Origin of the sequence: Catellatospora coxensis, from assembly GCF_016862635.1 — a bacterium.
Taxonomy (GTDB): Bacteria; Actinomycetota; Actinomycetes; order Mycobacteriales; family Micromonosporaceae; genus Catellatospora; species Catellatospora coxensis.
On sequence record NZ_BONI01000038.1, the window covers coordinates 33,386 to 43,414 of the forward strand.

General features: G+C 71.5%; 10 protein-coding genes. 7 read left to right on the forward strand and 3 right to left on the reverse strand.

Annotation, left to right across the window (positions count from 1 at the left end):
- Window positions 1–101: 101 nt before the first annotated feature.
- Entirely contained in the window at window positions 102–992 is an 891-nt protein-coding gene (locus tag Cco03nite_RS22200; RefSeq protein ID WP_203694100.1) for a carotenoid biosynthesis protein, read from the forward strand.
- Between the two features lie 614 nt (window positions 993–1,606).
- Here Cco03nite_RS22200 and Cco03nite_RS22205 read toward each other — a convergent pair.
- Window positions 1,607–2,848 carry a helix-turn-helix domain-containing protein gene (locus tag Cco03nite_RS22205; protein ID WP_203694101.1) on the reverse strand — a complete coding sequence of 414 codons (1,242 nt, stop codon included), beginning with the start codon at window positions 2,846–2,848 and terminating at the stop codon, window positions 1,607–1,609.
- Between the two features lie 353 nt (window positions 2,849–3,201).
- Between Cco03nite_RS22205 and Cco03nite_RS22210 the strand changes: the two genes are divergently transcribed.
- The 3 genes from Cco03nite_RS22210 to Cco03nite_RS22220 all read left to right on the forward strand — a co-directional run bounded on the left by Cco03nite_RS22210 (window position 3,202) and on the right by Cco03nite_RS22220 (window position 5,571).
- A complete protein-coding gene (locus Cco03nite_RS22210; protein WP_203694102.1) occupies window positions 3,202–3,786 on the forward strand; it encodes a DUF6939 family protein in 585 nt (194 codons plus the stop codon).
- Between the two features lie 9 nt (window positions 3,787–3,795).
- On the forward strand, window positions 3,796–4,134 hold the full coding sequence (locus Cco03nite_RS22215; protein WP_239167566.1) for a HEAT repeat domain-containing protein: 339 nt from the start codon (window positions 3,796–3,798) through the stop codon (window positions 4,132–4,134).
- Window positions 4,135–4,236: 102 nt separating this feature from the next.
- Window positions 4,237–5,571, forward strand: a complete 1,335-nt coding sequence (locus Cco03nite_RS22220) for a lamin tail domain-containing protein (RefSeq protein ID WP_203694103.1) — start codon at window positions 4,237–4,239, stop codon at window positions 5,569–5,571.
- A gap of 58 nt (window positions 5,572–5,629) precedes the next feature.
- Here the strand turns inward: Cco03nite_RS22220 and Cco03nite_RS22225 are convergent, their stop codons facing one another.
- Together Cco03nite_RS22225 and shbA are read right to left on the reverse strand one after the other, a co-directional pair.
- Complete coding sequence (locus Cco03nite_RS22225; protein ID WP_203694104.1) at window positions 5,630–6,466, reverse strand: hypothetical protein; 837 nt, start codon at window positions 6,464–6,466, stop codon at window positions 5,630–5,632.
- Between the two features lie 123 nt (window positions 6,467–6,589).
- Complete coding sequence (gene shbA, locus Cco03nite_RS22230) at window positions 6,590–7,207, reverse strand: RNA polymerase sigma factor ShbA (RefSeq protein WP_203694105.1); 618 nt, start codon at window positions 7,205–7,207, stop codon at window positions 6,590–6,592.
- Between the two features lie 175 nt (window positions 7,208–7,382).
- Here shbA and Cco03nite_RS22235 point away from each other — a divergent pair, with 175 nt between their 5' ends.
- Genes Cco03nite_RS22235 through Cco03nite_RS22245 form a run of 3 tightly spaced genes read left to right on the forward strand, consistent with a single transcriptional unit; the run spans window position 7,383 to window position 9,955 of the window.
- Complete coding sequence (locus Cco03nite_RS22235; RefSeq protein WP_203694106.1) at window positions 7,383–8,339, forward strand: ABC transporter ATP-binding protein; 957 nt, start codon at window positions 7,383–7,385, stop codon at window positions 8,337–8,339.
- 58 nt (window positions 8,340–8,397) lie between these two features.
- Window positions 8,398–9,156, forward strand: a complete 759-nt coding sequence (locus tag Cco03nite_RS22240) for an MlaE family ABC transporter permease (protein WP_203694107.1) — start codon at window positions 8,398–8,400, stop codon at window positions 9,154–9,156.
- Between the two features lies 1 nt (window position 9,157).
- Window positions 9,158–9,955: an MlaE family ABC transporter permease gene (locus tag Cco03nite_RS22245; RefSeq protein WP_203694108.1), complete on the forward strand. Its 798-nt coding sequence runs from the start codon at window positions 9,158–9,160 to the stop codon at window positions 9,953–9,955.
- Window positions 9,956–10,029: the final 74 nt, after the last annotated feature.

Sequence of the window (10,029 nt, forward strand, 5' to 3'; positions counted from 1 at the left end):
CCGACGAAGGAGAGGTCATGGCTGAGAACACCCAGGTCGTTGCGGATGGTGCGGGAGGCGCGTCAGCCCGGTCGGTTCCATCGCCGGTTGACGGAGCGCCCGTGCCGCCACCCGACGGCCGCGGCCGCGCTGTCGCCATCACCCAGTGGGTGCTGGTCGCCGCCGGCCTGACGGTGGCCCTGGTGATGCCGCTCGCCACATCGGGCGCCGCCCCCGTGGTCGGCCTGCTGCTGCTGGCGGTCCCGTTCGCGGCGATCCACGGGACCTGCCGCTACGGCTGGCGGCGGTTCCTGACCTTCTTCGCCGTAAGCTTCGTGGTCAGCAACTTCTTCGAGAACCTCAGCATCATGACCGGGTTCCCGTTCGGTGACTACCACTACACCGGTAGCGTCAAGCTGTTCCATGTCCCGATCGAGATCGGCCCGATCTACTTCGGCCTGGGCTACCTCAGCTGGCTGACCGCCTCCACTCTGCTGGACCGTGCCGACGAGCAACTGAACTGGCGTGAACGCACCGGGCGGTTCAACACCTTCGCGCTGCCCGCCCTCGCGGCCGCCGTGATGACCATGTTCGACGTATCGGTCGACTCGCAGGCCTCCACGGTCAACCATGTCTGGATCTGGGAGGACGGCGGCGGTGTATTCGGTGTCCCGTACACCAACTACCTGGGCTGGTGGTTGGTCACCCACATCTTCTTCCAGATCTTCGCGCTGCTGCTCGCCGGCCACCAGACCCGGGCCGAGAAGCCCGGTGCCGCTGTCACACCCGGGTCGCTCCTGCAGCCTGTGCTGTTCTACATGGCGACCGGGCTGGCGTCCGTCTCGATGTTCTTCGCCGCGGAGACCGGCACCGTCGTCGATGCTGCCGGAGTCATCTGGGACCGCACCGCGATCAACGAGACGATGATGACGATCGGCGTCTTCAGCGTCATCACCGTCGCCCTCCTCGCCCTGGCGAAGATCGCGCGCGGTGACACCCGCACGCCGCTGTAGCCCGCCGGCTGCCGGCCTTGCTGATGAGGCCACGGATCCGGCGTCGAGCGTCGCGCAGACCGGTGTGCTTGAGGCGGCGGCCTGCTCACGGTCACCGAGCTGTCGGACCGCTGGGTTCGACGCGGCCGGTTCGCATCCGGCTGAAGAACCGCCTCAGCAACCCCTGCCGGGTGCGGCGAACGGGTTCGGTGCTGGTCGGTGTGGTGCGAGCGGTGACGACGGGCAGTGCGACCGTCAGATCCAGCAGAGCGAGCCTGCCTTCGTAGTGCTCGGCGACAGCGGACAGCGACTCCTGCTGCGGGCAGGGCCACGGCCTGCCGCACCGGCAGCCGCCGGGCACCGGTCCGTGCCCGGCCAGCAAGGTTGTCGCCGTGTCGATCCGGCTTCGGGCATACGCGATGAACTGGCCGCGATCCAGTACCCGACCGCTTCGTGCTCCGGGGTGAGACCCCGCGCGGTGTGACATGCGCGCCTCCCTCGCTGCTGGTGACCGACATCCGCCTGCTGAACTTAGGCAGGCGGATCGGTGGCAGGGAGGGCCGCTTGTCCTACTTAGACGATGGTGTGGTGTGGCGGGTAGGACATCCGGCCCTACCCGCCGTTGTCCGGCCTGATCAGCTCGTTGGTACGCCCATACGAGCGGCGAGCGAGGCCAGACCGGGAAGGCGCTGGCGGGAGCGGCGGGGCAGCAACTCGGTGACTATCGTCCGGGCGATCGTCTGGTGGGCGAGCATCTCCGGGGCCAGCTTCTCGGCTCGCAGTAGCGTGCCCACCGAATCCGCCGAACGGAACTCGGCCATCTGGGCCCAGGCGACGGTCAGCAGGTGCCTCGATCGCATGGCGGGGGAGATCGAGTCGAAGGCCGGGACCTGTGCCTCCAGGCGGAGGGCCTCCCGGTAGCGGTCGTCGGCCGCGGCCACCGTGACCGCGGTTATGCCGGCCAGCGTCGCGCCGAAGCCGAGCCCGGCCAGCGGCGCGGTGCCTTTCTTGTCCTCCACTCGCGCCTGCCATGGTCGGGACGGGCGTTCGGCCTCGATCCGGGCGGCGGCACCGGCCAACCGTGGCAGCAGCTCGCGGGCCTCGGCGTGGCGGCCGCCGCGCGCCAGCGCCACGCAGCCGTAACGAAGGTTCTCACCCCAGATAGCGACCTGATCGACATTCGCGGTGCCCATGCGCGGCTCGACCTCGCGGGCGGTGGCCATGGCGAGGTTCTCGGCCTCACCGGTCAGGCCCTGCCGAGAGAGCAGCCACACCCTGCTCGCCGACAGCCCCGCCGCCACCAGTGGATTGTCACTGGCGTACGCGGCGGTCAGCGCCTGGTGCATGGCCAGGGCGGCAAGGTCGTCGTGGGCCAGATGGGCCAGCAGCGATGCGGTCAGGTGGAGGAAGTCGGCCAGCACCTCCTGGGCGCGAACCGTCTCCGCACCGGAGCACGCCGCCCGTACGCCGGCCCGCGCGGCGGTGATCCCGTACGGCAGCGCCCGCGCTAGCGGTGCGTAGCGTCCGGCCCAGTACAGCCCCCAGTTCTCGCCCAGCTCGATGCGCAGCGTCTCCGACGTCGGCGGCTCCGACTCGGCGGGGATGACGTCGAGCACGGCGCGGCGTAGGCGGTACATCTCGCTCTCCTCGGCGCCGACCACGAGCCCTCTGGGCTTGCCCACGAGGTCCGCCACGGTTTGGTCGAGTGCCGCCGCGATTCGGATGAGCGTGTCCATCCGCGCTGTGTGCCTGCGGCCCCGTTCCAACTTACGGATCACGTCGACCGACACACCCGCCTGCGCGGCAAGGTCGGCCTGCGCAATCCCGCGTCGTCGGCGTACCCGCCTTATGTGCTCACCCAGATGGTGCTCGGTCATGACGGCTCCCACCCCAGCGCGGACATCGACTGCCTACTGATCGACCGCCCAATCCTGACGAACGGGCCAGTATCACCAATGTAGGCAGCCATCAGCGTTCGTGGAACTTCCAGCGGATGATCATTGAGGGGGATTCATGGTGGCTTGTCGCTTACGGTCGGCATGCTGACGGAGACGATGGCGTGCGCGTGCCGGACCTCGCCTCGCGGGTAGGCGACGCGGTCGACCGCTCCGAAGGATCCTTCACGAGCACCAACATAGGTCACCGTTAATCGCGCGGCATGGCGTGGCGGTCGTCGTGTCGTACCCGAGACGCATCATGCGGTGACGGTCTGCACGTGGGGGAGGACACCATGGACGTGCACTTGGCGAGCAGGCGCCGAGCTGCCGCGTCGATCGAGGCGGCGTATCCAGGGGCCGTGGTCGTCGACGTGACCTCGCGTGGCCCGCAGCCGTGGGTGCGGCTGAGCCCGTTCTGCCCGCACGGGGACATCCCGGTGCCGTTCACGCCCGGCGTGACCAGCCAGTCCGTCGAGGGCGTCTGGCAGGCGCTGAAGGTCTTCATGCACGCCGATGTGGACCCGGGCAAGCTGGCCGTCACCGCGATGCGCGGCCTCAAACGCACGACGGCCGCGTACGGCCCGCCGCTGGGTCACCGCCGCGGCCTGCACGGGACGATCCTGCTCGGCTACGAGCACGCCCGCCGCGAGATCTACCTGCCGACGTACCGGCACGTCCTGGAGGGCGCGGCCGCCGCCGAGGTGGCGCGGCTGCGTGAACTGGCCGGCAGCGGCACGCTCGTGCTGCTGGACTACACGCTCAACGGCGACCCGGCCGACCTGCGTACCCCGCTGTCGCACGCGGCGCTGCTGCGCCGGCACCTGCTCGGCGACTGGCCGTCGGAAATCCACGTGGAGCCCGCCGCCGCCGCGGGTTAGCGTGCGGCGGTGTCGAAGTTCTTCCGGGACTGCATGCGGCAGATGCGGTCGCGTGACCCGCAGGAGATGGAGGACGGCTTCCACGGCCTGGCCCCGCGAGCGGCGGAGTACGTGCCGGAGCTGATCGAGGCCTTCGAGCAGGAGCGGGCGGACAGCGGCCTGCGGTGCTGGCTGCTGGAGCTGCTCGGCGAGGCGCGCTCGGAGGCGGCACTGGCGGTGTTCCGGGAGCAGCTGTACGGCGACGACGACTCCCTGCGGTTCTGGGCCGTCTCCGGCCTGCGCAAGCTGGACACCCGGGACTCGCGCCGCGAGCTGTGGCAGGCGCGCTGCAACGGCCGCATCGACTGAGCAATAAGTAGTCACATAGTCGCTTTAAGTAACCAACTCGGGCATCCCCAGTTGATCGGACAGGAGCAGCAGGTCCCCGGTCCGGGGCTCGAGGAGGTACGCATGCGTCAGTGGGTTCGCAGGGCGGCGTCGGCCGCCGCGGTCAGCCTGTCGGCGGGGGTCGCTGGACTGTCCCTGCCCGCACCCGCGCTGGCGGTCTCGCCCGACATCGTGATCAGCCAGGTGTACGGCGGCGGCGGCAACACCGGCGCGACGTACACCAACGACTTCATCGAGCTGTACAACCGCGGCTCCATGACGGTCGACGTGACCGGGTGGACGGTCCAGTACGCGAGCGCGGCCGGCAGCACGTGGCAGACCACCGCCCTGAGCGGCGAGATCCTCCCCGGCGCGTACTACCTCGTCCAGGAGGCCCAGGGTCCCGGCGGCACGACGCCGCTGCCGACCCCGAACGCCGTCGGCGACATCGCGATGAGCCTCAGCTCGGGCAAGGTCGCCCTGGTCACCACCTCGGCTCCGCTCGCGTGTGCCATCGGTTGCGACACGGCCGCCGGGGTGCGCGACTTCGTCGGGTACGGCAGCTCGGCGACCTCCGCCGAGGGCAGCCCCGCGCCGACGCTGAGCAACACCACCGCCGCGCTGCGCGACGACGACGGGGCGGTCGACACCGACGACAACAGCGTCGACTTCTCGGCCGGCCCGCCCGACCCGCGCAACAGCCCGCCGCCCGCCGCCGAGGCCGACCTGGCCGTCACGAAGTTCGACGCGCCGGACCCGGTGACCGCCGGCGCGAACCTGACGTACACCATCGCCGTGCGCAACGAAGGTCCCGGCACGGCTGAGTCGGTCGTGCTGCGTGACGGGATCCCGGCGGGCACCACCTTCGTGTCGTTCGCGGCGTCGGCGGCCGGCTGGGCGCTGGCCACCCCGCCGGTCGGCGGCACCGGTGAGGTGCGGGCGACCCGGTCGAGCCTGAGCTCCGGCGACAGCGCCGAGTTCACCCTGGTCGTGCAGGTCGGGCTGACCGCGACCGGGCGGATCCGGAACAGCGGCGGCATCACCAGCGCCACCCCGGACCCGGACACCACGAACAACGCCGACACCGAGTTCACCACCGTCGGCCCGAGCACTCCGGGATGCACCATCACCGGCACCGAGGGGACCGACATCCTCAACGGCACCCTCGGCGACGACGTCATCTGCGGCCTCGGCGGCAACGACATCATCAACGGCCGGGGCGGCAACGACGTCATCTACGGCGGTCCGGGCCGCGACCTGATCAGCGGCGGCAAGGGCGACGACATGGTGTACGGCGAGGAGGGCACCGACTTCATCAAGATCGATGACGGGGTGTCCGGCAACGACAACGCCGACGGCGGTCCGGGCTTCGACCTGTGCAGCACCGACCCGCTCGACGCGGTGCTGAGCTGCCCCTGATCCGGCACCCGATGACCCGGAGCTCCGCCCGTGCCCGCACGGGTGGAGCTGCGGCGTTTCACAACAGCGGCAGGTCCGGCAGCAGCGACGGCAGGATCGGCGGCAGCGACGGCAGGCCCGGCAGGAGGCCGCCCGAGCCCGCGGTCGGGCTGGGCGCCGGCCGGTCGGTCCGGCCCGGGGCAGGCGTCGCAGTGGCACCGGACGGAGCCGGCGAGCCGGAGGGTGCGGGCGTCGGCAGCGGGGCGGCGGTGGGCGACGTTCCCGCGGCGAAGGCGGCCAGCAGCCGCATCAGCTCGGCCCGCAGCCGCTCGTGGTCCGCCTTCTCGCGTACCCCGCCCAGCCGGTCCCAGGCCTGGCGGAGCAGCGTCTCGGCGTCGCCGTACGGCTGCTCCCGCAACGCGAGTTCGGCCCGTGCCAGCAGCTCTGCCGTGTCCCGCGCGGCGACGCGGGAGTCGGCGCGCTCGGCGTAGACGAGCTGCGTGACCGGCCACAGCGGGGTGCCCGGCTGTCCTGCCCCGGCCCCGAGGACGACCCCGCCACCGAGAGCTGCGGCGAGCAGCGCGGCGGCGAGCAGCATCCGGCCTGGGCGCACGCGCCCGCCTCGCGCGGGTCGGGCGAAGCCGCCACGGCGACCGGGCGGGCGCGAGGAACCCGCCGGCCCCGTGGCGGCGGGCCGGAGCACGGTGGCTGCCGGCTCGTCGTCGGAGTCCAGGCCGATCGGGTCGGCCAGAGCGGCCTGCTCGGCGATGTCCAGGTCGCGGGCGGGTGCGAACGGCGGCTCGGCGAGGTCTGCCCGCCAGGCGGCCAGCATCCCGGCGAGCGGGTCGTCGGCGTGGGCGGCCCCGCCGAGGCCAAGCCCGTCCAGCAGCGCGTCATCCCGATCCAGCGTGCTCATGCCACCTCCTCGCTTCGCTCGTCGGCGGCATCGCCGAACCTGCTGATTCGCTCGCTGCGCTCGCTCATGCCACCTCCTCGCTTCGCTCGTCGGCGGCATCGCCGAACCTGCTGATTCGCTCGCTCATGCCGGCCTCCGCTCCAGGGCCGGTTGCTGCGCGGCGTCCTCGCGCAGGTCGTCGGCGAGGGCGCGCAGGCGGGCCAGGGCCCGGGACTGGGCGACGCGGACGGCTCCGGCCGACATGTTGAGGGAGACGCCGACCTCGTCGGCGGTCAGGCCGACGGCGACCCGCAGCACGATGATCTCCCGCTGCGGGTCGGGGAGCAGGTCGAGCAGGCGGGCCAGGCGGCGGGCCTGGTCGTTGTCCAGGGCCTGCTGCTCCGGTCCGGGGGTGTCGTCGGGCTGGTCGAGCGGGTCGGCCTCGGTGCGCGGGGACGGCACGGCGGCGGACAGGTGGCGCATCGCGGCGCGCTGCGCGTCGGCGACCTTGCGGGCGGAGATGCCGTACACGAAGGCGGAGAACGGCACGCCCTGCTGCCGGTAGCGGGGCAGCGCCTGCAGCAGCGCGATGCAGACGTCCTGGGCCACGTCGTCGGCGGTGGTGTACGCGCCGCCGACCGGCCCGAGCCGGGCCCGGCAGTAGCGGATCACGCCGGGGCGCACGTCCGCCAGCAGGGTGGCGGTGGCGTCGGGCTCGCCACGGGTGGCGCGCGCCACGAGTTCGGTCTCCGACCAGGTCAAGGCGACGACACCTCCTCCCCGGGTCCCCGACCGCCGCGCCGCGCGTACGAGTACGTGCACCTTATCGGCCTGCGACCGGGCACTGAAACCCGCGCCGACCCGATCGCGCGAAATTCTCGTGTAACACCGCGCGCCCCCGCAGCGATATGTGAGGGCGGACTACGGAGGGAGCGCGGTGGGCGTCGAGGTGCGGGTCGAAGGGCTGACCAAGTCGTTCGGGCGTACGCCCGTGTGGTCGGACGTGACCTTGACGCTGCCCGCGGGTGAGATCTCGGTGCTGCTCGGGCCCTCCGGGACGGGCAAGTCGGTGTTCCTGAAGACGCTGGTCGGGCTGCTGCGCCCGGACCGCGGCTCGATCTGGATCGAGGGCCGGGATCTGCCCGCGCTGCCCGAACGCGAGCTGTACGAGGTGCGCAAGCTGTTCGGGGTGCTGTTCCAGGACGGCGCGCTGTTCGGCTCGATGGACATCTACGACAACGTGGCGTTCCCGCTGCGCGAGCACACCCGGATGACCGAGGCGCAGATCCGCGTGATCGTGGGCGAGAAGCTGGAGATGGTCGGCCTGACCGGCGCGGAGCGCAAGCTGCCCGGCGAGATCTCCGGCGGTATGCGCAAACGGGCGGGCCTGGCCCGCGCGCTGGTGCTCGACCCGCAGATCGTGCTGTTCGACGAGCCCGACTCGGGCCTCGACCCGGTGCGCACCGCGTACCTGAACCAGCTGATCGTGGATCTGAACCAGCAGCTCGACGCGACGTTCCTGATCGTCACGCACGACATCAACACCGCCCGCACGGTGCCGGACAACATCGGGCTGATCTACCACGGGCACCTGGCCATGTTCGGGCCGCGAGAGATGCTGCTGTCGAGCACCGAGCCGGTGGTGCGGCAGTTCCTCAACGCGCAGCGGGTCGGCCCGATCGGGATGTCCGAGGAGAAGGATGCCGACGAGCTGGCCGCCGAGGCCGCCTCCGGCCGCCGCCTGGCCGCGCTGCCGCCGATCCCGGTGCAGCTGCGCCCCTCCGACGGCGGCCCGCGCCGCGCCGAGCGCCCGCCGGGCCGGTGGTGCGCTGCCCACGGGGTGACCCCGCCACCGGGCTCGTTCGAACCGCCGACGTACGAGGACCGGGCATGAGCGCGCGGATGGTGCCGGCCCGAAGTCGTGCCGCCGCCGGGCGCAGCGAGGCGGAGGCATGAGGGCGCTGGTCGCCGTCGGCGACTTCCTGATCTTCTGCGGGAGTGCCCTGCGGGCGCTTTTCCGCAGGCCGTGGCAGGTGCGCGAGTTCGTGCAGCAGGCGTGGTTCCTGTCGTCGGTGTCGATCCTGCCCGCGGCGCTGGTGTCGATCCCGTTCGGCGCGGTGGTCGCGCTGCAGCTCGGCTCGCTGGTGCGCCAGCTGGGCGCGCAGTCGTTCACCGGTGCGGCTTCGGTGCTGGCGGTGGTGCGCGAGGCGGGCCCGATCGTGACCGCGCTGATCATCGCGGGGGCGGGCGGTTCGGCGATCTGCGCCGACCTGGGCGCTCGCAAGATCCGCGAGGAGCTGGACGCGATGCGGGTGCTGGGCATCGACCCGGTGCACCGCCTCGTCGTGCCGCGGGTGCTCGCCTCGATGCTGGTCGCGGTGCTGCTCAACGGCGTGGTGAGCGTCGTCGGGGTGTCCGGCGGCTACTTCTTCAACGTGATCATGCAGGGCGGCACGCCGGGGTCGTACCTGGCCAGCTTCCAGGCGCTCGGGCAGCTGCCCGACCTGATCTCCGGGGAGCTGAAGGCGCTGGTCTTCGGCCTGGTCGCCGCGCTGGTCGCGACGTACCTGGGGATGAACGCCAAGGGCGGGCCCAAGGGCGTCGGCGATGCCGTCAACCAGTCCGTGGTGATCACCTTCATGCTGCTGTTCGCGCTGAACTTCGTGCTGACCGCGGTGTACTTCCAGGTCGTCCCGCAGAAGGGGTCCTGACATGTGGCGGCTGTTGGACGACCTCGGCGGCCAGCTCGCCTTCTACCTGAAGGCGGCGGCGTGGACGCCGCGCGCGCTGCGCCGGTACAAGCGCGAGGTGGCCCGCCTGCTCGCGGAGATCAGCTTCGGGACCGGCGGCCTGGCCGTGGTCGGCGGCACCATCGGCGTCATCTGCTTCCTGACCTTCTTCACCGGCACCGAGGTCGGGCTGCAGGGCTACCAGGCGCTCAACCAGCTCGGCAGCAGTGCCTTCACCGGCTTCATCTCCGCCTACTTCAACACCCGGGAGATCTCGCCGCTGGTCGCGGCGCTGGCCCTGTCGGCGACGGTGGGCTGCGGGTTCACCGCGCAGCTCGGCGCGATGCGGATCTCCGAGGAGGTCGACGCGCTGGAGGTGATGGCGATCCCGTCGGTGCCGTTCCTGGTCACCACCCGCATGATCGCCGGTTTCGTCGCGGTGATCCCGCTGTACGTGCTCGGCCTGCTGGCCAGCTACATCGCCACCCGCGGCATCGCCACCGTGTACTTCGGGCAGTCCCCGGGCACCTACGACTACTACTTCGACCTGTTCCTGCCGCCGGGCGACGTGCTCTGGTCGTTCGGCAAGGTGCTGGTGTTCAGCGTGCTGGTGGTGCTGATCCACTGCTACTACGGGTTCACCGCGAGCGGCGGCCCGGCGGGCGTCGGCATCGCGGTCGGCCGCGCGGTGCGCACCGCCATCGTCGCGGTCAACATCGTCGACTTCTTCCTGTCGCTGGCCATCTGGGGCGCGGGCACGACCGTGCGGATCGCGGGGTGACGGCATGAGCGAGCGCAGCGAGCAGGCGAGCGAGTCTCGCGAGCGAGCAATGTCGTGGAGCATGGCAGCACGTG